This window comes from Mesorhizobium sp. B1-1-8 (assembly GCF_006442795.2).
In the GTDB taxonomy this organism is placed as follows: Bacteria; Pseudomonadota; Alphaproteobacteria; order Rhizobiales; family Rhizobiaceae; genus Mesorhizobium.
On the sequence record NZ_CP083956.1, the window covers coordinates 213,781 to 234,666 of the forward strand.

The following is a 20,886-nucleotide window of genomic DNA, read 5'->3' on the forward strand; positions in this document are numbered from 1 at the left end:
GCCGCGCCGCGCGCTGCCATGTTTGGGCCTCTGAGGAGAGAGGTTTGAGGGCTCTTGAAACCGTCATCCGGACGCGTTTCGCAAATGGGAGGAAGGCATGAAATCGACCTTGAAAATGGCGTTGGGACTGGCCTCGGCGATCGCTGCGTCGACAGCCGTCACCAGCGCCGCGCATGCGGAAGACCTGACGCTGTGCTGGGCGGCCTGGGATCCGGCCAACGCGCTCGTGGAACTGTCCAAGGACTTCACCAAGGAAACCGGCATCGGCATGAAGTTCGAATTCGTGCCGTGGACCAACTATGCCGACCGCTTTCTCAACGAGCTCAACTCGCACGGCAAGCTCTGCGACCTGATCATCGGCGACAGCCAGTGGATCGGCGGCGCGGCCGAGAACGGCCATTACGTCAAGCTGAACGATTTCTTCGACAAGGAGAAGATCAGCATGGACGACTTCGTGCCGGCGACCGTCGTCGGCTATTCGGAATGGCCGAAGAACACGCCGAACTACTGGGCGCTGCCGGCGATGGGCGACGTCGTCGGCTGGACCTATCGCAAGGACTGGTTCTCGCGGCCTGAGCTGCAGAAGGAGTTCAAGGAAAAATACGGCTGGGATCTCGGCCCGCCGACCACCTTCGACCAGTTGAAGCAGATCGCCGAATTCTTCCAGAAGCGGCAGATCGACGGCAAGACTGTCTACGGCGCCTCGATCTACACCGAGCGCGGTTCGGAAGGCATCACCATGGGCGCCATGGACGTGCTCTACAGCTACGGCTTCCAGTACGAGAACCCGAAGAAACCCTATGAGATGGAAGGCTTCGTCAATTCCGAGAAATCGGTGAAGGGGCTGGAATTCTACAAGGCGCTCTATGATTGCTGCACGCCGCCCGGCGCCTCCAACAGCTACATGGGCGAAGGCGTCGACGCCTTCAAATCCGGCCAGGTGGCGATGCATATGAACTTCGCCTTCACCTGGCCCGGCCTGCAGAAGGACGAGAATGTCGGCGGCGACAAGATCGGCTACTTCGTCAATCCGAAGGGTCCCGACGGCGACCAGTTCGCGCAGCTCGGCGGCCAGGGCATTTCGGTGGTGTCCTATTCCGACAAGCAGGAATCGGCGCTGAAATACATCAAGTGGTTCGCCAACAAGGACGTGCAGGCCAAATGGTGGTCGCTCGGCGGCTATTCCTGCCTGAACTCCGTGGTGAAGGACCCCAAGTTCCCGTCAAGCCAGCCTTACGCGCAAGCCTTCCTCGACTCGATGGCGATCGTGAAGGATTTCTGGGCCGAGCCGAGTTACGCGCCGCTGCTGCAGGCTTCGCAGAAGCGCTTCCATGACTATGTCGTCGCCGGCCAGGGCTCGCCCAAGGACGCGCTCGACGGGCTGGTCAAGGACTGGACGCAGGTCTTCCAGGACGACGGCAAGATGTAAGCTCCTCCCGAGCTAGAAGAGGCGTCCCGTGCCACCCTTGGCACGGGACGCGGTTCAGATAAATTCCATCGCCGAGAAGACCCAAGTGACCGAAGCAGGACTGACCATGCTCAATCGGACTGCGGACAACGTTGCCCGGGCTACGCCGGAGCCGTTGGCCAAGAAGATCCGGGGCATCAGCGACAAGGGGCTGGCCTGGCTGTTCATTTCGCCGACGATCCTGCTTTTGCTCGCCATCAACATCTTTCCGCTGTTCTGGGCGATCTATCTCTCCTTCACCAACTTCCGCGCCAACCGGCCGAACGAGGTGGTGAAGAACCTTGGGCTCGCCAACTACCAGCGCATCCTCGGCGACCAGGACATCTGGATCGCCATGCAGACGACGGCGCATTTCGTGTTCTGGACCATCCTCCTGCAGACGCTGATCGGCTTTACGCTCGCCTGGCTGATCGACAGAAAATTCCGCGGCCACGCCTTCTGGACCACCATCATCCTGGTGCCGATGATGCTTTCGCCGGCGGTGGTCGGCAATTTCTGGCGCTTCCTCTACGAACCGCAGATCGGCCTGTTCTCCTATGTCATCTCCTTCGTGTCAGGCATTCCGCCGACTAACGTGCAGATGCTGTCCAATGTCGAGCTGGCGCCATGGTCGATCATCATCGTCGACACCTGGATGTGGACACCTTACGTGATGCTGATCTGCCTCGCAGGCCTGCGCTCGATCCCCGAATATATCTATGAGGCGGCCGAGGTCGACCGCGCCTCCAATTGGCGGCAGTTCTGGTCGATCACGCTGCCGATGGCGCTGCCCTTCATCATGCTGGCGGTGCTGTTTCGCGGCATCGAGAACTTCAAGATGTTCGACATGGTCAATCTGTTGACCGGCGGCGGGCCGGGCTCGACCACCGAGGTCGCCTCAATCACGCTGAAGCGGCAGGCCTTCGAAAGCTGGCGCACCGGCTATTCCTCGGCATTCGCCATCATCCTGTTCGTCGCGGTGTTCGGTCTCGCCAACATCTACGTCAAGGCGCTCAACAAGGTGAAGCAGAGATGAGCCTGACCACCGCCCATTCCGTCGTCGCGCCTTCGGCGAATTCGAAGCGCATCGCCGGCACTATCATCGTCGCTTATGCGCTGATCTCGATCGTGCCGCTGCTGTGGATCTTCGCCACCAGCTTCAAGACGCCGCCGGATTCGATCGCCTATCCGCCGAAGATCGTCTTCCAGCCGAGCATCGAGGGCTATTGCAACCTGTTCACCACCCGCACCAGGCAGACGCCGGAATACATCAACTCGCTCGGACCGGCGACCGGCTTCTGCGACGAGACGGTGCGCAAGCGCAACATGGTGATCGCCGGGCCGTCGAACTTCCTGCCGCGCTTCGTCAACTCGCTGATCATCGCCTTCGGCTCGACCTTCTGCGCTGTCTTCCTCGGCACGCTCTCGGCCTATGGCTTCTCGCGCTTCAAGGTGCCGCTGGCCGACGATCTGTTGTTCTTCATCCTGTCGACGCGCTTCATGCCGCCGATCGCGGTCGCCATCCCCATCTACCTGATGTACCGCGAGCTCGGCCTCTCCGACACCGCGCTCGGCATGATCCTGCTCTATACCGCCGTCAACGTTTCGCTGGCGGTGTGGCTGCTCAAGGGCTTCATCGACGAGATCCCGCGCGAGTATGAAGAGGCCGCGATGATCGACGGCTATACTCGGCTGCAGGCATTCTGGCGCACCGTGCTGCCGCAGGCGACCACCGGCATTGCCGCGACCGCCATCTTCTGCCTGATCTTTGCCTGGAACGAGTATGCGTTTGCGGCGCTGCTCACCTCCGGCACGGCGCAGACGGCGCCGCCCTTCATCCCGACCATCATCGGCGAAGGCGGCCAGGACTGGCCTGCGGTGGCGGCCGGCACGACGATCTTCCTGGTGCCGATCCTGGTCTTCACCATTCTGCTGCGCAAGCAATTGCTGCGCGGCATCACCTTCGGCGCGGTGCGTAAATGAGCAGTGTGGGAATAAGAAGCCGAGGCGTGCACGCTAAGCAGGCGCATGCATTGTCTCGCGTCGCGCCGGGTCGACCCCCACTCCGTCGAGCTTCGCTCGACACCTCTCCCCCGATCGACGGGGTGGAGGAAGGGCGCGAACTTCATTCAGCCAGGCTCCCTTCCTCTCCCTCCGGAGGGGGGAGAGGTGGCGCTGCGAAGCAGCGACGGAGTGGGGGAACCACCTGGCAACCATCTCTCCCCTTGAACGGGAAGGAAGGGAGGGACGCATGAACCGCTCTGTTGCCTCCAAGCGCTCCTCTTGGCCGCGCTGGGCAAGGCGCGGGCTGATGGAAAACATCGCCACGGCGCTGATCGCCATCGGCTTCCTGATGCTGTTCCAGCCGTTCGCGCTGGCGCTCTATACCTACTCCTTCATCACCATGCTCGCCGGCACCGTGATGTTCATCATCGTCTCGAAGTTTCCGGAATAGACATGGCCGAAATCCGCGTCCAGCATCTGAGAAAAGCCTTCGGCGATTTCGTCGCCGTGCAGGATTCCAACTTCGTCGTCGAGGACGGCGAGTTCTTCGTCATGCTGGGGCCGTCGGGCTGCGGCAAGACGACAACGCTGCGGATGATCGCCGGGCTCGAACTGCCGACCGGCGGTCAAATCCTGCTCGGCGGCGAGGACGTCACCATGCGCCGGGCGCGCGAGCGCGACATCGCCTTCGTCTTCCAGCTGTTCGCGCTCTATCCGCACATGAATGTACGCAAGAACATCGGCTTTCCGCTGCTGGCGCAAGGCATGCCGGCAGCCGAGATTCGCCAACGCGTCGAGGAGACGGCGAAGCTGCTGCGCATCGACCATCTGCTCAACAAATCGGTGTCGGGTTTGGCGGGAGGCGACCGCCAGCGCGTCGCGCTCGGCCGCGCGATCGTGCGGCGGCCGAAATGTTTTCTCATGGACGAGCCGCTGGGCACGCTCGATACCGAGTTCCGCGATTTGATGGTCCATGAACTGCGCGAGCTGCACAATCGCATCCACGCCACCACCGTCTATGTCACGCACGACCAGATGGAAGCGATGTCGATGGCCGACAAGATCGCGGTGATGAACCACGGCGTCATCGAGCAGTTCGGCACACCGCGTGAGATCTACGACCGGCCGGCGACGATGTTCGTCGCCGATTTCATCGGCTCACCGCCGATGAATTTTCTCGGCTTTGGCGGCGGCTTGTCGAAAGGTGCGAAGGAAATCGTCGTGCAAGGCGCCAAGGTGTCGGTGCCGGAGGTGCGCGAGGATGTGGCGCCCAGCGCCATGGCGCTCGGCATCCGGCCTGAGCACATCCGCTTCGACGATGCCTCGAAACTGCGTGGCGCGATCTACGGCAGCGAATATCTCGGCACCACGCAGATCGTCGCGGTGGAAACGGCGGAAGGTATCATCAAGGCCCGTGTGCCGGCCGGTATCCACCTCAATCCGGGCGAGCAGGTCGGGCTGTCCTTGAGCAGCGCCAGGCTGTCGCTGTTCGAGAAGGGCTCCGGCCGCGCGGTGCGGACCGCCATGCATGACAAGGCTGCGGAGGCGCGCCATGGCTGATGTCCATATCCGGGGTGTGACCAAGCGTTTCGGCGAGACGGTCGCTATCGACAATCTCGACCTGCAGATCAAGGACGGCGAATTCGTCGTGCTGCTCGGCCCGACCGGCGCCGGCAAGACGACGACGCTGAGGCTGATCGCCGGGCTGGAGCGGCCGGACGGCGGCACCATCCATATCGGCGGCCAGGACGCCACGACGCTGTCGCCGGCCGAGCGCGACACGGCCTTCGTCTTCCAGCAATATTCGCTCTATCCGCATCTTTCGGTCTTCGACAATCTGGCCTTCCCGCTGCGTTCGCCGGCGAGACGGTTTCCCGAGGAGGCGGTGCGGCGCCGCGTCGAGGAAGTGGCGAAGATGGTGCGCATCCACCACAAGCTCGACAACCGGTCGACCAAGCTCTCCGGCGGCGAAATGCAGCGCGTCGCCATCGGCCGCGCGCTGGTGCGCAAGCCGGCGATCTACCTGATGGACGAGCCGCTGTCGTCGCTCGACGCCAAGCTGCGCGCCGATCTGAGGCTCGAATTGAAGCGCATCCAATCCGAACTCGGCGCCACCATGCTCTATGTCACGCACGACCAGATCGAGGCGATGACCATGGCCGACCGCATCGGCATCCTTGCCAACGGCGTGCTGGTGCAGATCGGCACGCCGCGCATGATCTATTCGGAGCCGGCTAATCTTCACGTCGCGGCCCGCCTCGGCCAGCCGGCGATCAACCTTTTACCGGCCGGATTGCTGCCCGATGGCGGCGCGCCGACCGGCACGACGACGATCGGCGCCCGCACCGAGCATCTGTCGATCGAGAAGGCTACAAACGGCCATGCCGACGGCGTCGTCGATTGGATAGAGCATCTCGGCGACCAGAACCATCTGCATGTCACGGTGGGAGCGAAGAAGCTGGTGACATTGACCGATCCCGACACGCCATTCGGAAAGGGGGACAAGGTGACGATCCGCTATCGCTCACCGCTTTATTTTGGTTCGAACGGACAGAGGCTGATGTAGCCGGTTTCGCACACACCGCACACTGATTAATGACCGCAGATACGGACTGGACGAAATCCATGAAGCACTTTTTCAACCGCAGGGACTCAATCGTCACCGAAGCGCTGGACGGGTTTCTTGCGACCGCAGGCTCCGGCACGCTAGCGCGTCTGGACGGCTATCCCGAAGTCAAGGTCGTGCTGCGCGCCGACTGGGACAAGACCAAGGTCGCCGTCGTTTCCGGCGGCGGCGCCGGGCATGAGCCTTCGCATGCCGGCTTCGTCGGCGCCGGCATGCTGACCGCCGCCGTCTCGGGCGAGATTTTTGCCTCACCAAGCGTCGAAGCGGTGCTGCAGGCGATCCGGGCGACAACCGGTCCGGCCGGCTGCCTGCTGATCGTCAAGAACTACACGGGCGACCGCCTCAATTTCGGGCTAGCCGCCGAGAAGGCGCGCGCCGAGGGCTTTTCGGTCGAAATGGTGATCGTTGGCGACGACATCGCGCTACCCGACATTGCGCAGCCGCGAGGCGTCGCCGGCACGCTATTCGTGCACAAGATCGCCGGGCATCTGTCCGAAACCGGTCACGACCTGGCGTCCGTTGCAGCGGCAGCGCGGGCGGCGGCAGCGGATATCGTTTCGCTCGGTATTTCGCTCTCCTCCTGCTCGATCCCCGGGCAGGCGCATGAGGACCGATTTGGCGCCGATGACGGCGAGCTCGGCCTCGGCATCCATGGCGAGCCGGGCGTCGAGCGCATTCCCCTGCAGAGCGCCGGCAAGCTGGTGGCCATCATGGCCGAACGCCTCGCCGCGCGGCTCGATCCCGGCAGCCATTATGCGTTGCTGATCAACAATCTCGGCTCGGTGCCGCCGCTCGAAATGTCTTTGATCGCCAACGCTGTCTTGTCCTCGCCGCTGGCGAAGGCCGTGGCGCTGACGGTCGGCCCCGGACATCTGATGACGGCGCTCAACATGAACGGCTTCTCGCTGTCGCTGATCAGGCTGGACGCCGAGCGCGAGACGGCGCTGCTGGCGCCGGTCGGCCCGCATGCCTGGCTGCCGGCGAAGCCGGTTCACCCGCCGGTGGTCGTGGCAGTCGCCAAACCCGCCAGTCGCGATACAAAGGCGGCAAGTCGCGATGCCGGCGCTGAGCGGCTGATCGCCACGGTCTGCCAGAAACTGATCTCGCTCGAACAGACGCTGAACGGGCTGGACGCCAAGGCCGGCGATGGCGATACCGGGTCGACGGTGGCGACAGGCGCGCGCAGCGTGCTTCACCGCCTCGATACGCTGCCGCTTGCCGAAAAGGCCGCAACGCTCGCCGCAATCGGCGATATATTGGGGACCTCGATGGGCGGTTCCAGCGGCGTGCTTTTGTCGATCTTCTTCACGGCAGCGGCGCAGTCGCTCAGAGGCGGCGCACCGTTCAGCAAGGCGCTGCTCGCAGGGCTTGACCGCATGACCTTCTACGGCGGCGCGAAGCTCGGCGACCGCACCATGGTCGACGCGCTAGAGCCGGCGCTCGAAGCGCTATACTTGAATGGTCTGGAAGCAGCCGCCAAAGCGGCGCGGCACGGCGCGGAGACTACCGCGGCGATGCAGAGGGCAAAAGCCGGCCGTTCCGCCTATATCGGCCGCCAGCTTGACATACCGGATCCGGGCGCCTTCGCGGTGGCAGAGGTGTTCGCTGCCGTGGCTGCGCTGTTTGCCCCGGCATGAAGGACTGAGAATGGCCGCATCCGATTTCTCTCGATTGATCGCGGCGGCGGCGGACACGATCGCGGGGCATGCCGATGAGCTGACCGCGCTTGACCAGGCGATCGGCGACGGCGACCATGGGCTCAACATGAAGCGCGGCTTCGAGGCGGTGCGCGCCGACGCGGACGCAATTTCGGCAAAGCCGTTGCCGGAGGCGCTGAAGGCGGTCGGCACCAAGCTGGTGATGACGGTCGGCGGCGCCTCCGGCCCGTTGTTCGGAACGCTGTTCATGGCGCTGGGCAAGGACCTTTCGGCGGCGCCTGATCGCGACGGCCTGGCGGCGGCGCTGGGCAAGGCGATCGAGGCGGTTGCCGCGCGCGGCAAATCGCAGACAGGTCAAAAAACCATGCTGGATGTGCTGCAGCCGGTCCAGGAAGCGCTGGCGCAAGGCGGGACGGCAAAAGAGATCGCCGAGGTTGCCGACAAGGCGGCGGACGCCACCATAGCCATGAAGGCGCTGCGCGGACGTGCCTCCTTCCTTGGCGAGCGCTCGATCGGGCATATGGATCCCGGCGCACGTTCGACCGCGTTGCTGGTGCGGGCAATCGCTGAAACCATCGAGGGTTCTTGATGAGCAATGTCGGCATCGTCATCGTATCGCATTCGCCCTTGGTAGCCGAAGGCACCGCGGACATGGTTCGCCAGATGGTGGGCGACGAAGTGCCGCTTGCATGGTGCGGCGGAAACGGCCATGGCGGTCTGGGCACCAGCGTCGAGGCGATCATGGGCGCCATCGACAAGGCCTGGTCGGAAGCGGGCGTCGCCATCCTCGTCGATCTCGGCGGCGCCGAGACCAACAGCGAGATGGCGATCGAAATGATCGGCGAACCGCGCTCGCACAGAATTGTCGTCTGCAACGCGCCGATCGTGGAAGGCGCGGTGATGGCGGCAACCGAATCCTCCGGCGGCGCCTCGCTGAAGGAAGTGGTGGCGACGGCGCATGAACTGTCGCCGTCGTGAGTGGGAATTGACTGAATGTCCGCATCGGCCGAAGCGACCGTCATGATCACCCACGATGTGGGCCTGCATGCGCGCCCTTCGGTGAAGTTCACCAAGCTCGCCAAGTCGTTTGCGGCCGAGGTGGAGGTGGCGGTGGCGGCCAACGGTCCCTGGCTCGATGCCAAGAGCATCGTCAAGGTAATGGCGGCCAAGGCGCCGAAGGGAACCATGCTGCATATCAGGGCCAGGGGCGACGGCGCCGGCGAAGCGGTCGGCGCGCTGGTCGAGCTGGTTCGGCGCGACTTCGACGAGGACGCGGATCATGCCCGGTCGGCTTGAGACCGGCCAGCGCGGCTTCCAACCCGCGAGGACTGCGGGCCATGCGGATTGAGGGTATCCCGGCCTCGGCCGGCTATGCCGAGGGGCCGCTGTTTGACCTGGATCGGCCGCCGGCGGTCTACATCAGCAAAGCGAGCCCGGTTGAGGAGAAGGCGGCGCTGAAGGCCGCGATCGGCAAGGCGGTGAGCCGGCTTGCGGCACTGGTCGAAAGCGTCGATGGCGACGCCGCCGGCATCCTCGAATTTCACATCGCCATGCTGGAAGACGATGCGTTGAGCGGCCCGGCCTTGGCGTCGATCGGTTCCGGCCAGAGAGCGGATGTCGCCTGGCGGGCGGCACTCGACACCGAGATCGCCGGCTACGAAACGTCCGACCAGGATTACTTTCGCGCGCGCGCCGCCGATCTGCGCGACATACGCGACCAGGTGCTGCGGGCGCTGAGCGAGGACAGCGAGACCGCCGCGCCGCCGGGCGCCATCCTCTTTGGCGAGGACATCGCGCCGACGCGCTTTCTCGAAACCGACTGGAGCAAAGGCGGCGGCATCGCGCTCAGGGCCGGCAGCACGGCGAGCCATGTCGCCATGCTGGCGCGCTCGCGCGGCGTGCCGATGGTGGTAGGGCTCGCCGCCTCGCCGGCTACGCCCGCTGGCGTCGCGTTGCTCGACGCCGAGCATGGCGCGATATTGCTCTCGCCCTCGCCGGCCGAGATCGAGGCCTTTCGGCAGTCGTCGTCCTCCTTCGCGGCACGCCAAGGCGAGGCGCAGACTTTCCTGACGCGGCCGGCGGTGACCAGAGCAGGCACCGTTGTGCGCGTGCAGGTCAACATCGCCTACCCTTCGGATGTCGACGGCATCGATGTCGCGAGCTGCGACGGCGTCGGGCTGATGCGGACGGAGTTCCTGTTCGGCAAGACGCTGCCTGACGAGGAGACGCAATACCAGGCCTATCGCAAGGTGCTGGAATGGGCCGGCGACAAGCCGGTGACCATCCGCACCGTCGATGCCGGCGGCGACAAGCCGGTGCCGGGCTTCACCGTCGAGGAAACCAACCCTTTTCTTGGCCTGCGCGGCATCAGGCTTTCGCTGGCGCGGCTCGATGTCTTCCGCCTGCAGATCCGGGCATTGCTGCGCGCCGCCGTCCACGGCAATCTGAAGGTGATGTTTCCGATGATCGCCACACCCGAGGAGTATAGCCAGGCCGCTGCGCTGTTTGCGCAGGAGCGGGACACGCTTGCCGCGGACGGCATCGCGCACAAAGTGCCGCCGCTCGGCATCATGGTCGAGGTACCGTCAGTGGCGATTACCCCGGAAGCCTTCGCCCATGTCGCCTTCTTCTCGATCGGCTCCAACGATCTTACGCAATATGTGATGGCGGCGGCGCGCGACAATGCCGCCGTCGCGCATCTGAATTCTGTTCGTTACCCTTCGGTTCTGCGGCTGATCGCGTCCGTCGCGGCCTTCGGACGGGAGAAAAAGATTCCGGTCGGCCTGTGCGGCGACGCGGGCGGCGATCCGGCCGCCATCCCGGCGCTGATCGAAGCCGGGCTGCGCGACCTCTCGGTCGCACCCGCCCAGCTTGCCATGGCCAAGGCGGCCATCGCAGACGTGACGGTCTAGGCGCCATGGCCAAGACAGCCAGGATAGCTGAATCGGGCTCGGAAGAAGCAATCCGCGCCTACAAGACGATCCTGTCACATGTCATCGATCAGCGCCCGTCCGGCATGCGCCAGCGGCTTGCCGACGCGCTCGGCAAGCACCGCAGCTTCGTCACCCAGATCTCCAGTCCGGCCTATTCGGTGCCGATCCCGTCGAAACATCTGCCGTCCATCTTTTCCGTCTGCCATTTCAGCCAGGCCGAGCGCGACCAGTTCCTCGTCGCCTATCACCAGGCGCATCCCGGCAAGGTGCCGATGGCCTCCGGCCCGCGCAGGACGCGCCATGTTTCACTGATCGTTCCGGATTTCGGCGACGACAGGCAGAATGCCGCCCTCGACCGGGCGATCAATGAATTCATCCAGAAGATCACCAGCATCGCCGGCAAGGGCAGCGGCTGAACGCTACAGCAATTCCAGGAAAAGTGCCTGGCGGTTTTCCGTCCGGAATTGCGTAAGATCCAAGACTATTTCGGGAGGACTGCCATGAAGAAATTTATGAATTCGGTGGACACGGTCCTGACGGAGAGCCTTGACGGCTTCGTCGCCGCGCACGGCGACATTCTTGTGCTTGGTGACGAGCACAAATTCGTCCGCCGCAAAGCACTGAAGCCGGGCAAGGTGGCGCTGATCTCGGGCGGGGGCTCCGGCCACGAGCCGCTGCATGGCGGGTTCGTCGGCCACGGCATGCTGGATGCCGCCTGCCCCGGCCAGGTGTTCACTTCGCCGACGCCGGACCAGATGCTGGCAGCCGCGCAGGCCGTCGACACCGGAGCCGGCTGTCTGTTCATCGTCAAGAACTACGAAGGCGACGTGATGAACTTCGACATGGCGGCCGAAATGTCGGAAGGCGTCATGAAAGTGGTGACCAATGACGATGTCGCGGTCGAGAACTCGTCCTACACGACGGGGCGGCGCGGCGTTGCCGGCACGCTGGTGGTGGAGAAGATCGTCGGTGCCGCCGCCGAGCTGGGCATGGCGCTGCCGGATCTCAAGGCGCTTGGCGATCGCGTCAATGCCGCGACGCGCTCGATGGGCGTGGCGCTGACCAGTTGCACCGTGCCAGCCGCAGGCAGGCCGACCTTCGAGATCGGCGACAACGAGATGGAATTCGGCGTCGGCATCCATGGCGAGCCCGGCCGGCGGCGCGATACGCTGAAGAGCGCCGACGCGATCACCGAGGAGGTCTGCACGGCGATTGCCGATGACCTCGGCGGGCGGGCGAAGGGACCGGCGCTGCTGTTCGTCAACGGCTTCGGCGGCACGCCGCTGATGGAACTCTATCTGATGTACAACAGCGCCCGCAGGATGTTCGAGGAAACGGGCGTGACGGTGACCCGCTCGCTGGTCGGCTCCTATGTGACCTCGCTCGACATGGCCGGCTGCTCGATCACGCTGAGCCTGCTCGACGACGAGATGACGATGCTATGGGACGCACCGGTGCATACGGCGGCGCTGCGCTGGCGGATGTAACCGGCGCTGGCTTCGCCGGGGCTTTTCTGCGACACATCGCGAAACGAGCCGGGTAGATGCTGCCACCCCTCACGCCTGCCGACGAAAAACTGCTGCTCAACTTTGCCGATCCCGAGGCTCCGGCTGCCTGGGGGCAGGATCGCTCGGCCAATACCTTGATGGCGCTGCTGGCCAATGCCGAATTCCATGGCGTCTTGCCGATCATGCTGCGCAAATTGAGAGAAGTTGGCGACGCTCGTTTGCCGGGGGATGCGGCCTTGCGGCAGAAACTGTCGGAGCTGCGCGACCAGGCGACGCTGGCGACCGGACAGTCGATGCTGCTGCAATATCACGGCGACCGCATCATGAAGGCTCTTGCCGCGAAGGGCGTTCCGGCCCGCATCGTCAAGGGTCCGGTCTTTGCGCGAAAGCTGTACCGAAACTCTGCCGACCGACCATTCACCGACATCGACATTCTGGTCGATCCGGCCAGCATCGGCGACGCCAACCAGGTGATCGCCGGCTGCGGCTTCGAGCTCGCCAGCGACGAAGCGGAATCGCACGAGCTGCAGGAGTTCAAATGGCTGGAGAAGGAGAACTCCAGTCTGATGATCGAGCTGCATGGCAATCTGGTGCACGACACAGGCATGCGGCGGCGCCTGTCGCTCGGCTTTCGCGAATTGCGGGCGATCGACGGCGGCGAGACCGACACGCCGGCGGCGCTGCTGACTATCGCCATCGTCCATGCCGCCGGCGGCCACAAGTTCCACCGGCTGCAGCTTTGCGTAGACGTGTTGCAAGGCGTGCGAGCGCTGCAAGCGCCGGGAGCCGAAGCGCGCCTGCTCGAGGCCGCGCGCATGACCGGCATCGAGCTCGAACTGGCGACGGTTCTCAACGTGACCGGCCGGCTGTTCGGCGCGCCGCGCGCAATCGAGCTTGCCGACCGCATCAAGCCCGATCTGTCGATACGGCTGGCTAGGTGGCTGATCACCGGCAATACGCTGCTCCGCGTCAATTCCAGGGACAAGATCCGCTCGCGCCTGCGCCGCGATGCTTTTCGCTGGGTCCAGAGGCTTGCCAAGGCAAAGCCACATCCAGCCTAAGCTTGTCTAAACCCGATCCAGCGCCGCGCTTATCAATGGGGCCGCCTCGGCCGGCCTGGCTCCGACCTCAAGGGTGAAGGTCGGGACCTCCCTGACCAGCGCCGCGATCGCTGCCATGCGCCGTTTCTGCATCGCCAGCAGGCCGGTCATGCCGGTGCGGACATTGTCGGCAGCGAGCGCTACCATGGCGTCCGTCCTGGCCATCGGCAGCAGCCGGGTTTCCGCATCGGCCGAACGGGCAAGATGAAGCAGCGCCGCGACCGGCCTGACGATCGTGCCCTCGATGCGGATGATTTCAGCCAAACACTCCAATGAAACCGCCTGCTCGCTATTGCGGTCCCAGGAGGAGCCCAGACAAGGCGCCACGAAAGGCAGCATCGCGGCGGTATTGCGGTGGATCTTCACCTTGCGCGGCAGACCCCAGGCCGTGGTGCCGCCATCAGGCATCACCTTGAGGATCATGGCGTCGTCGGAGCAGAGGCCGAAGCCTTGCGAGGCCAGCGCCAGCGACGTCGTCGACTTACCGGTGCCGCTCGGCGCATGGATCAGCACAAGCGCATCGCGGCCGGGCAGCGTCAGGCCGGCAGTGTGGAGCATGTGCTGCCCGCCGGCATCGAGCGCGGCATCCAGCACCAGCATCAGCAGTGTCCATTTGACCTTGCTGTCGGGGTGAAGGCGGATTTCGGCCCACCCTTCCCTGGCATGGATCGAGGCCGTCTGCAGGCCGGGGAAGATCAAGTGGACGATGTCGCCGCCGTCGATCATGCGGCAATGGCCGTCCTCCGGCACTTCGCCATCGAAAGCGAGCTTCCCTTGCGGGTCTTCCGGCAGGGCCGGCGTCTCGACGATGTTGACGCGAAAACCGGGCTCTACCGGCTCGGTGACGCGCAAGGTGCCGAGCATCAGGTCGAAGTTCGGCCACAGCTCGGCGCGCGCCGCCGATATCGCGACGACCTGGCCTTGGAGGTCATAGCGGAAAGTGGCCACTATGCCGGTCAAGCGGCGTGCGCCTTGGCCGCGCCGGCATGGTGGCGATAGATTTCCACCATTCCGGGCAGGCTGTCGCTGACCACCGGCTTGCCGTCGAGGCAGACCCAGCAATGCGCCGACAGGCGCGGTTCATGCATCGATTTCGCATCGACGCCGAAGCGCAGCTCGGGATCGAAACCGGCCAGGCCCAGGAAGCGGAAGCCGAGCAGACCTTCCCTCAGGCATCTGCGATCGCGCATCAGCCAGGGATGCCGGACCGTGCGGTGGACGCGGGTGACGACATAGGTCGCGGGCAGGCCGCGATAGGGCGTGGGCGAGCTCAACGGGGCCCATTTCAACACGCTTTCGAAATCGCGCCGGCCGATCAGGACCGGCATCAGCCGGGCGCTGAACCACAAATGGGCACGGAACAGGGCTCGCAGGAACGCTCCGTCGGCCATCACGCGCCCGGGCCGGCGAGGATGCCTTCCGCCATCAGCTCGGCGGCCAGTTCGGCCATGTCCTGGTCGAGCGTTGCCTTGTCGATCTCGAATTCGTCCGACATCAGGACAACGATCTGGTCGAGGCTGCGGGTCCCGTTCACCTTGTCGAGAAAAGCCTCGGTCGTTTCGTTGCAAGTGTAGAGCTGACCGCTGCGCGCCAAAAGCACCACGGCGCCATCGCCGACATGCTGCACCGAGGCATCGTCCGCCATTCGCAGAACCGTTTCAGAGGCGATTTCGACCATGCGCCCGCTCCAGACCAATTGCCGCAGAGCAATTAGCGCGGCACCGCGGCGCTGTCCATTGCTGATGCGGATATCGCTTCGCGTGCCGTCAAGGCGGCGGTTCCCGTCAGGGTTGCCATCCTTACCCAGAGTAAGCTATGAGTCCGCCGGGGTTTTTTGGGGAGTGATGAGTATGCGTTACAATTGGGATCGGGCTCCAACGGCTTTCGAACGTCATCGGAAGGCGTTGGCTGCCGCCATATTGATCGCCGGCGGCGTCGGGCTGATGCTGGCGGCGCTGCCGCTCTAAGCCGGCTGAGATTCCCGACAGGCAGAACGGCGCTCCAGCCGGGAGCGGCGCATCAAGACGTTTTGCCGGCAACGTCGACCAAGATGCAGGAAGACATGGCCCAGAAAATCGGCATAGGCTATTGCAGGGAGGCAAGCCGTATCCGGGAGGAAGTTCCATGGCGTCACGCTACCATGAGGTCTACGAGGGCTGGAAACGCGACCCCGTAGGGTTCTGGGCGGACGCCGCGAAGGCTATCGACTGGTACTCGCCCGCCGAAAGCGTCTTCGATGCGACAGAAGGCGTCTACGGGCGCTGGTTCACCGGCGCCTCCTGCAATACCTGCTTCAACGCCATCGATCGCCACGTGGCGGGCGGGCGCGCCGACCAGCCGGCGCTGATCCATGACAGCGCGATCACCGGGACGGTGCGGAAATTCACCTATGCCGAATTGAAGCGCGAGGTGGTCGCGCTGGCTTCGGTGCTCAGGCATCGCGGCATCGGCAAGGGCGATCGCGTCATCATCTACATGCCGATGGTGGCGGAAGCGGCCGTAGCCATGCTTGCCTCAGCCCGCATCGGCGCCGTGCATTCGGTGGTGTTCGGCGGCTTTGCCTCGCATGAGCTTGCCACCCGCATCGACGACGCCAGGCCGAAGCTGATCATCACCGCGTCCTGCGGCCTGGAGCCAGGCCGCGTGGTTGCCTACAAGCCGCTGCTCGACAAGGCGATCGCGATGTCGAAGCACAAGCCCGATGCCTGCCTCATCCTGCAGCGCGATCAATTGCGCTGCGAGATGAAGGACAATTACGATTTCGACTACGCGGACGCCGTTGCCCGCGAGCGCGCCGCCGGCGCCAATGTCGACTGCGTGCCGGTGCTTGCCACCGACCCGCTCTATATCATCTACACCTCCGGCACGACCGGCCAGCCGAAGGGCATCGTGCGCGACAATGGCGGCCATATGGTCGCGCTGAAATGGACGATGGACAACGAGTTCGGCGTCAAGCCGGGCGAAGTGTTCTGGGCTGCCTCCGACGTCGGCTGGGTGGTCGGCCACTCCTACATCGTCTACGGCCCGCTGCTGCATGGCGCCACCAGCGTGCTGTTCGAGGGCAAGCCGATCGGCACGCCGGACGCCGGCACCTACTGGCGGGTTATATCCGAGCACGGCGTGGTCGCGCTGTTCACCGCGCCGACCGCCTTCCGCGCCATCAAGGGACAGGATCCGCGCGGCGAATTCGTGCCGAAATACGATCTGTCGAAATTCCGCACCCTTTTCCTTGCCGGCGAGCGCGCCGACCCCGAAACCATCAAATGGGCGGAGCAGAAGCTGAAGGTGCCGGTGATCGACCACTGGTGGCAGACCGAGACCGGTTCGCCGATGACCATCAATCCGGCCGGCCTTGGGCTGTTGCCGGTGAAATACGGCTCGCCCGGAGTGCCGATGCCCGGCTACGACATCCGCGTGCTCGACGATGCCGGCCATGAGGTGCCGCGCGGCACGCTCGGCAATGTCGTGGTCAAGCTGCCGCTGCCCGCCGGCTGCCTGCCGACGCTGTGGAATGCCGATGCCCGCTTCCGCCAGGCCTATCTCGAGGAGTTTCCCGGCTTCTACAAGACGGCCGATGCCGGCATGATCGACGAGGACGGCTACCTCTATGTCATGGCGCGCACCGACGACATCATCAATGTCGCCGGCCATCGGCTATCGACCGGCGCCATGGAGGAGGTTCTGGCGGCCCACCCGGATGTCGCCGAATGCGCCGTCGTCGGCATCGCCGACGCGATGAAGGGCCAGGTGCCGCTCGGCTTCGTCGTGCTCAATGCCGGTGTGTCGCGCGATGCCGGCGCGATCGAAAGCGAAGTGGTGGGGCTGGTGCGCGAGCGGATCGGCCCGGTCGCCGCCTTCAAGACGGTGGTGACCATCAAGCGGCTGCCCAAGACGCGCTCCGGCAAGATCCTGCGCGGCACGATGCAGAAGATCGCAGACAAGGAGGAATGGACCATGCCCGCGACCATCGACGATCCCGTGATCCTCGATGAGATCACCACGGCGCTCAAGGGACGTGGCATCGGGGTTTAAAGCATGTCTCCCGAAAATGTGCAGCGGTTTCGGGATAAAGACATGCTTAAAATCGAAGACCTAAAGCAGGTCGCGTGAATCCTTTTTCACGCGACATGCTTTAGCTGCTTGATCCGGTGTGGCGGTGTGAAGCGCCGGCCGGTGTGGAATTGTTGGCATCCGGCATGATATCGAGGCTTGGTCCACACCCTTGTGGCGCAATGCTTATCCGAGTACCGAGCCTCAAGACGTGAGCCTTTTCCAGCGATCGAGACGAACCCGGGCCCTGCCGCGCGAGCGCCTGGTGATGGACATGCGGGACACGATTGTCTACGCGGTCGGCGACGTGCATGGCTGCTATGACGAATTGCAGGCGCTGGAGCGGAAGATTGTCCTCGACGCGCTGCGGTTCCGCGGCCGCAAGATCATCATTATGCTCGGCGACTATATCGATCGCGGGCCAAATTCGCGGCGTGTGGTCGAGCATCTCATGGCGCCGCCGCCGAGAGGTTTCCTGCGCATCTCATTGGCGGGAAACCACGAGATGATGATGCTGAACTATCTCGACGGCTATCTTTCGCGGCAATCCTGGCTGGGCGTTGGCGGACTGGAGACGCTGTTTTCCTACGGCGTCGATCCGGCGCGCCTGGAACACCTCTACGCTTCGAGCGAAGACGTCGACGACCGCATCCGCCAGGTTATTCCCGCCAGCCATGTCGGCTTCCTGCGCACGCTGCCGGTGATGGTGTGCTCGGAAAACTTCGTGTTCGTTCATGCCGGCATCAGACCCGGCATCGCGCTCGAGGCGCAGGACGAGGCCGACCTGCTCAACATCCGCGAGGAGTTCTTCCAGGCCGCCCACCGGCTCGACCGGTGGGTGGTGCACGGCCACACTATCGTCGAGATTCCGAAGCTCGGCGGACGGGCGCTCGGCATCGACACCGGCGCCTTCCGGAGCGGACGGCTGACGGCGCTCAGGATCGTCGGCAAATATGGCCGGCTGCTATCGTCCCGAGACTGAACGCTGCGCTTTTCTAGCAGCGGTCCACCGTTTTCACGGAAACGGTGGAATTTCTTTGTTTGGCGCAATTCCGGAGGGCTACGGCGAAGGCGCCGAGCCTAACGTTTCACACTTTGCCTGGAATTGCTCTGGAACTGCTTCAGGCGGCCTGCTTGGTGCGTTGCTCCGACTTCTCCAGATAGTAGGTCGAATAGCGGTCGAAGAATTTTTCCGATCCGCCGAGCGAGCCGTATTTCGCCAGTTTCTTCAAATTGACCTTATTCAGCACCGCCCCGACGATCTTGTTCGCGATATAGGGTTCCGATTCGAGCATGGAGCGCACCATGGCGCGCGGCGTGCGACCCCATTCGGTGACCAGCACGAAACCGTCGACCAGCGGTGCGAACGCCTTGGCGTCGACCACCGGGCCGAGCGGCGGCAGGTCGACGATGATATACTCGAACGTCTCCTTGGCGTTCTCGATGAAGCGCCGCATGCCGGCCGAACCGAGAAGCTCGCTGGTGTGCGAGAACTGGCCGCGCAGCACGGCCGGGATGATCGCCAGCTTGGTCTGCCGGTCGACCTTGCCGACTGACTGCCAAGTCTGGCCGTTGACCACCGCTTCCATCAGCCCTTGCTCGGTTTCCATGCCGAGGCTGCGGCTGAGGCCAGGATTGCGCAAATCGCCGTCGATCAGCAATGTCTTGGCGCCGTTGGCGGCCAGCAATCCGGCAAGGTTTGCCGCTACCGTCGACTTGCCCTCGCCGGGCAGCACGGAGATGACGCCGATGACCCGGCTGCCCTGGTCTTCCATCACCACGTCGAAGGCGATCTTGGCGTTGCGCAGCGTCTCGGCGAACATTGAGGCCGGCGCATCGATGCTGACCCGCATTCGCGCCCGTTTTTCGGCGGCCGACAGGCTGGCGACCTTGGCGTCGACCGGCACGTCGTCAGGCTTTTCGTCCTTGACCTTGCCGCCGCCGATCGTCGGCAGGTAGCCGAGGAATTTCAGCCCGACGCGGTCGCGAACGTCCTCGCCCGTCCTGAAGAAGCGCTCGTTGAATTCGTTCAGCCCGCCGCAGCCGGCGCCGAGCATCAGACCGAGCACCAGCGACAGAGCGAGCACCCGCAAGGTGCGCGGGCTCGACGCCGAAAGCGGCATCGTCGCATCGGAGATGATGCGGACCTTGCCGACCGGGAAAGTCTGCTGCTGCGAGGCTTCCTCATAACGGCTGAGGAAGGTCTGGTAGAGCGTGGTGAGCGCCTGTGCCTGCTGGTCGAGCTCCTTCAGCTTCACCTGCGACTGGTTGTCGATCGAGCTCTTGCCGGCGGCAGTGGCGATCTTCTCCCGCAGCGCGGTTTCGCGCGCCTGCGCCACCTCGTAGTCGTTGCGATAGCTTTCGGTGAGCTGCTTCAGCTGTCCGAAGATCTGCGCCGACACGTCGGCCTTCTCCTTGGCGAGCGCCACTGCCTGGGGGTGGTCCTTGCCGAAATTCGCCTCGATATCCTGCAGCCGCTTGGTGACGGCGAGATAGCGGGTCTTGAGCGCTATGATGACCGAGCTGCTCGGCTGATCGGACGCGATGGCCGAATCGTTGAAGGCGCTTTCAGAGCCGCTGTCGACGATCGCCTTGTACTGCTGGTAGCGGGCGCTGGCGCGTGCCGTGTCGGCCTGCGCGACGATGAGCTGGGCGTTGAGATCGGAAAGCTGCTTGTCGCTCAGCAACTGGCCCTCGCTGTTGGCCGAGAGGCCGTGCTCGGCCCGGAATTTCTCCACCGCCAGCGAGGCCGCCTGCGAGCTTTCACGCAACTCGGTCAGCCTGCCCTGCAGCCAGACTGCGGCGCGCTCGGTTGCGTCGAAGCTGGCGTTGAGCTGATCGGCGAGATAGGCGTCGCTATAGGCCTTGGTGATGGCTGTTGCGAGCTCGGGATTTGTCGACTGATACGCGATCGAAATCACATAGGAGCGGCCGTTGCGCTGCGCCTGAATTTCGTTCTGCAGCTTGAGCACCGCATAGTCATGAGTCGCCGTCTTGATCATCGCCGCGCGCGTCGCGGCGTCGACATTTTCCATGCCGGGGATGACGTCGTCGGAACCGCTGCGGAAAAAACCGAACACGCCACGCAGGAAACCGACGCCCTGGGCCAAAGCCGATTGCGGCGGGTTCATGAAATCCTGGTTCTGATCGAGCTTCAGCTTGTCGACCACCACCGATGCCAGACGCGCGGAATTGAGAATCTCGATCTGACTGAGAAGAGCTGCGTCGTTCTGCATGGTGACGGATGCCGCCGAAATGTCGTCGACCACCTTGTTCAGACCCTCGTCGATCAGCACAGCGGCGAACGACGTGTATTGCTTGGGTGTTGTCTGCAGATAGATCACGCCCAGGAAGAGGCCGATGATGGCGCAGACCGCCACCACCTTGGCCTGCCGGGCCGCCATGCCAAGCAGACGCTCGACATCGATGAAGTCTTCACCCTTTTCCTGATCGGTACTGGGCAATGGCATCCTCTTGTCGAGGGGGAAGTTGGCATAGTTCATCTTCGGTCCAATTCCAGGTTGCAGGCGCTACCGGCCTTCGAAAAGTGGCGTCGTTAC

20 protein-coding genes are annotated in these 20,886 nt (G+C 64.1%); 16 read left to right on the plus strand and 4 right to left on the minus strand.

Translation table 11 applies throughout. From position 1 onward, the window contains the following. Nucleotides 1-97 precede the first annotated feature (97 nt). The 14 genes from FJ974_RS00985 (at nt 98) to FJ974_RS01050 (ending at nt 13,237) form a co-directional block, all read left to right on the plus strand. Nucleotides 98-1,429, plus strand: coding sequence for an ABC transporter substrate-binding protein (locus FJ974_RS00985; RefSeq protein WP_140534558.1), 1,332 nt, complete (start codon nt 98-100; stop codon nt 1,427-1,429). A gap of 106 nt (nt 1,430-1,535) precedes the next feature. Beyond that, a complete protein-coding gene (locus FJ974_RS00990; RefSeq protein ID WP_140534692.1) occupies nt 1,536-2,483 on the plus strand; it encodes a carbohydrate ABC transporter permease in 948 nt (315 codons plus the stop codon). After that, on the plus strand, nt 2,480-3,430 hold the full coding sequence (locus FJ974_RS00995; RefSeq protein WP_140534555.1) for a carbohydrate ABC transporter permease: 951 nt from the start codon (nt 2,480-2,482) through the stop codon (nt 3,428-3,430). The genes FJ974_RS00990 and FJ974_RS00995 overlap by 4 nt, the downstream gene beginning before the upstream one ends. Before the next feature lie 268 nt (nt 3,431-3,698). Further along, nucleotides 3,699-3,902, plus strand: a complete 204-nt coding sequence (locus FJ974_RS01000; RefSeq protein WP_140534552.1) for a hypothetical protein — start codon at nt 3,699-3,701, stop codon at nt 3,900-3,902. A 2-nt stretch (nt 3,903-3,904) separates the two neighbouring features. Continuing rightward, entirely contained in the window at nt 3,905-5,011 is a 1,107-nt protein-coding gene (locus FJ974_RS01005) for an ABC transporter ATP-binding protein (RefSeq protein WP_140534549.1), read from the plus strand. After that, nucleotides 5,004-6,017, plus strand: coding sequence for an ABC transporter ATP-binding protein (locus FJ974_RS01010; protein WP_140534546.1), 1,014 nt, complete (start codon nt 5,004-5,006; stop codon nt 6,015-6,017). The genes FJ974_RS01005 and FJ974_RS01010 overlap by 8 nt, the downstream gene beginning before the upstream one ends. 59 nt (nt 6,018-6,076) lie before the next feature. Next, a complete protein-coding gene (locus tag FJ974_RS01015; RefSeq protein WP_140534544.1) occupies nt 6,077-7,714 on the plus strand; it encodes a dihydroxyacetone kinase subunit DhaK in 1,638 nt (545 codons plus the stop codon). A 10-nt stretch (nt 7,715-7,724) separates the two neighbouring features. Continuing rightward, entirely contained in the window at nt 7,725-8,324 is a 600-nt protein-coding gene (gene dhaL, locus FJ974_RS01020; protein ID WP_140534541.1) for a dihydroxyacetone kinase subunit DhaL, read from the plus strand. Continuing rightward, nucleotides 8,324-8,713 (plus strand): dihydroxyacetone kinase phosphoryl donor subunit DhaM, encoded by a 390-nt coding sequence (gene dhaM, locus FJ974_RS01025; RefSeq protein ID WP_140534538.1) that lies wholly within the window; start codon nt 8,324-8,326, stop codon nt 8,711-8,713. Before dhaL ends, dhaM begins: the two co-directional genes overlap by 1 nt. 15 nt (nt 8,714-8,728) lie before the next feature. Then, nucleotides 8,729-9,031, plus strand: a complete 303-nt coding sequence (locus tag FJ974_RS01030) for an HPr family phosphocarrier protein (RefSeq protein ID WP_140534536.1) — start codon at nt 8,729-8,731, stop codon at nt 9,029-9,031. A 41-nt stretch (nt 9,032-9,072) separates the two neighbouring features. Continuing rightward, nucleotides 9,073-10,647: a phosphoenolpyruvate--protein phosphotransferase gene (gene ptsP / locus FJ974_RS01035; RefSeq protein WP_140534533.1), complete on the plus strand. Its 1,575-nt coding sequence runs from the start codon at nt 9,073-9,075 to the stop codon at nt 10,645-10,647. A 5-nt stretch (nt 10,648-10,652) separates the two neighbouring features. Then, nucleotides 10,653-11,084, plus strand: coding sequence for a hypothetical protein (locus FJ974_RS01040; protein ID WP_140534530.1), 432 nt, complete (start codon nt 10,653-10,655; stop codon nt 11,082-11,084). 84 nt (nt 11,085-11,168) lie between these two features. Further along, nucleotides 11,169-12,155, plus strand: a complete 987-nt coding sequence (gene dhaK / locus FJ974_RS01045) for a dihydroxyacetone kinase subunit DhaK (protein WP_140534528.1) — start codon at nt 11,169-11,171, stop codon at nt 12,153-12,155. 56 nt (nt 12,156-12,211) lie between these two features. Then, entirely contained in the window at nt 12,212-13,237 is a 1,026-nt protein-coding gene (locus FJ974_RS01050; RefSeq protein WP_140534527.1) for a nucleotidyltransferase family protein, read from the plus strand. Nucleotides 13,238-13,243: 6 nt separating this feature from the next. Here FJ974_RS01050 and FJ974_RS01055 read toward each other — a convergent pair whose 3' ends face one another. Genes FJ974_RS01055 through FJ974_RS01065 form a run of 3 tightly spaced genes read right to left on the minus strand, consistent with a single transcriptional unit; the run spans nt 13,244 to nt 14,954 of the window. Next, the gene (locus tag FJ974_RS01055; protein WP_140534524.1) at nt 13,244-14,236 is read right to left on the minus strand and encodes a serine kinase; all 993 of its coding nucleotides are present in this window, start codon (nt 14,234-14,236) and stop codon (nt 13,244-13,246) included. Beyond that, nucleotides 14,233-14,667 (minus strand): lasso peptide biosynthesis B2 protein, encoded by a 435-nt coding sequence (locus tag FJ974_RS01060; RefSeq protein WP_140534521.1) that lies wholly within the window; start codon nt 14,665-14,667, stop codon nt 14,233-14,235. Before FJ974_RS01060 ends, FJ974_RS01055 begins: the two co-directional genes overlap by 4 nt. Then, entirely contained in the window at nt 14,667-14,954 is a 288-nt protein-coding gene (locus tag FJ974_RS01065) for a PqqD family protein (RefSeq protein ID WP_140534518.1), read from the minus strand. The genes FJ974_RS01060 and FJ974_RS01065 overlap by 1 nt, the downstream gene beginning before the upstream one ends. A gap of 446 nt (nt 14,955-15,400) precedes the next feature. On the opposite strand from FJ974_RS01065, the gene FJ974_RS01070 reads away from it, so the two are divergent. Both FJ974_RS01070 and FJ974_RS01075 read left to right on the plus strand, forming a co-directional pair. Continuing rightward, nucleotides 15,401-17,308: a propionyl-CoA synthetase gene (locus FJ974_RS01070; RefSeq protein ID WP_140534516.1), complete on the plus strand. Its 1,908-nt coding sequence runs from the start codon at nt 15,401-15,403 to the stop codon at nt 17,306-17,308. A 292-nt stretch (nt 17,309-17,600) separates the two neighbouring features. Then, entirely contained in the window at nt 17,601-18,308 is a 708-nt protein-coding gene (locus FJ974_RS01075) for a metallophosphoesterase family protein (RefSeq protein WP_226891439.1), read from the plus strand. A gap of 139 nt (nt 18,309-18,447) precedes the next feature. Here FJ974_RS01075 and FJ974_RS01080 read toward each other — a convergent pair whose 3' ends face one another. Next, a complete protein-coding gene (locus FJ974_RS01080; RefSeq protein ID WP_140534510.1) occupies nt 18,448-20,829 on the minus strand; it encodes a polysaccharide biosynthesis tyrosine autokinase in 2,382 nt (793 codons plus the stop codon). Between the last annotated feature and the right edge of the window lie 57 nt (nt 20,830-20,886).

Excerpts from the sequence above, each read along its gene's own strand:
- FJ974_RS01080 (WP_140534510.1), bottom strand. The coding sequence starts at position 20,829 with ATGAACTATGCCAACTTCCCCCTCGACAAGAGGATGCCATTGCCCAGT.
- FJ974_RS01050 (WP_140534527.1), top strand. The coding sequence starts at position 12,212 with ATGCTGCCACCCCTCACGCCTGCCGACGAAAAACTGCTGCTCAACTTT.
- FJ974_RS01060 (WP_140534521.1), bottom strand. The coding sequence starts at position 14,667 with ATGGCCGACGGAGCGTTCCTGCGAGCCCTGTTCCGTGCCCATTTGTGG.
- FJ974_RS01005 (WP_140534549.1), top strand. The coding sequence starts at position 3,905 with ATGGCCGAAATCCGCGTCCAGCATCTGAGAAAAGCCTTCGGCGATTTC.
- FJ974_RS01000 (WP_140534552.1), top strand. The coding sequence starts at position 3,699 with ATGAACCGCTCTGTTGCCTCCAAGCGCTCCTCTTGGCCGCGCTGGGCA.
- dhaK (WP_140534528.1), top strand. The coding sequence starts at position 11,169 with ATGAAGAAATTTATGAATTCGGTGGACACGGTCCTGACGGAGAGCCTT.
- FJ974_RS01030 (WP_140534536.1), top strand. The coding sequence starts at position 8,729 with ATGTCCGCATCGGCCGAAGCGACCGTCATGATCACCCACGATGTGGGC.
- FJ974_RS00985 (WP_140534558.1), top strand. The coding sequence starts at position 98 with ATGAAATCGACCTTGAAAATGGCGTTGGGACTGGCCTCGGCGATCGCT.
- dhaM (WP_140534538.1), top strand. The coding sequence starts at position 8,324 with ATGAGCAATGTCGGCATCGTCATCGTATCGCATTCGCCCTTGGTAGCC.
- FJ974_RS01075 (WP_226891439.1), top strand. The coding sequence starts at position 17,601 with ATGCGGGACACGATTGTCTACGCGGTCGGCGACGTGCATGGCTGCTAT.
- FJ974_RS01015 (WP_140534544.1), top strand. The coding sequence starts at position 6,077 with ATGAAGCACTTTTTCAACCGCAGGGACTCAATCGTCACCGAAGCGCTG.
- FJ974_RS01010 (WP_140534546.1), top strand. The coding sequence starts at position 5,004 with ATGGCTGATGTCCATATCCGGGGTGTGACCAAGCGTTTCGGCGAGACG.
- FJ974_RS00990 (WP_140534692.1), top strand. The coding sequence starts at position 1,536 with ATGCTCAATCGGACTGCGGACAACGTTGCCCGGGCTACGCCGGAGCCG.
- FJ974_RS00995 (WP_140534555.1), top strand. The coding sequence starts at position 2,480 with ATGAGCCTGACCACCGCCCATTCCGTCGTCGCGCCTTCGGCGAATTCG.
- FJ974_RS01065 (WP_140534518.1), bottom strand. The coding sequence starts at position 14,954 with ATGGTCGAAATCGCCTCTGAAACGGTTCTGCGAATGGCGGACGATGCC.
- ptsP (WP_140534533.1), top strand. The coding sequence starts at position 9,073 with ATGCGGATTGAGGGTATCCCGGCCTCGGCCGGCTATGCCGAGGGGCCG.
- FJ974_RS01070 (WP_140534516.1), top strand. The coding sequence starts at position 15,401 with ATGGCGTCACGCTACCATGAGGTCTACGAGGGCTGGAAACGCGACCCC.
- dhaL (WP_140534541.1), top strand. The coding sequence starts at position 7,725 with ATGGCCGCATCCGATTTCTCTCGATTGATCGCGGCGGCGGCGGACACG.
- FJ974_RS01040 (WP_140534530.1), top strand. The coding sequence starts at position 10,653 with ATGGCCAAGACAGCCAGGATAGCTGAATCGGGCTCGGAAGAAGCAATC.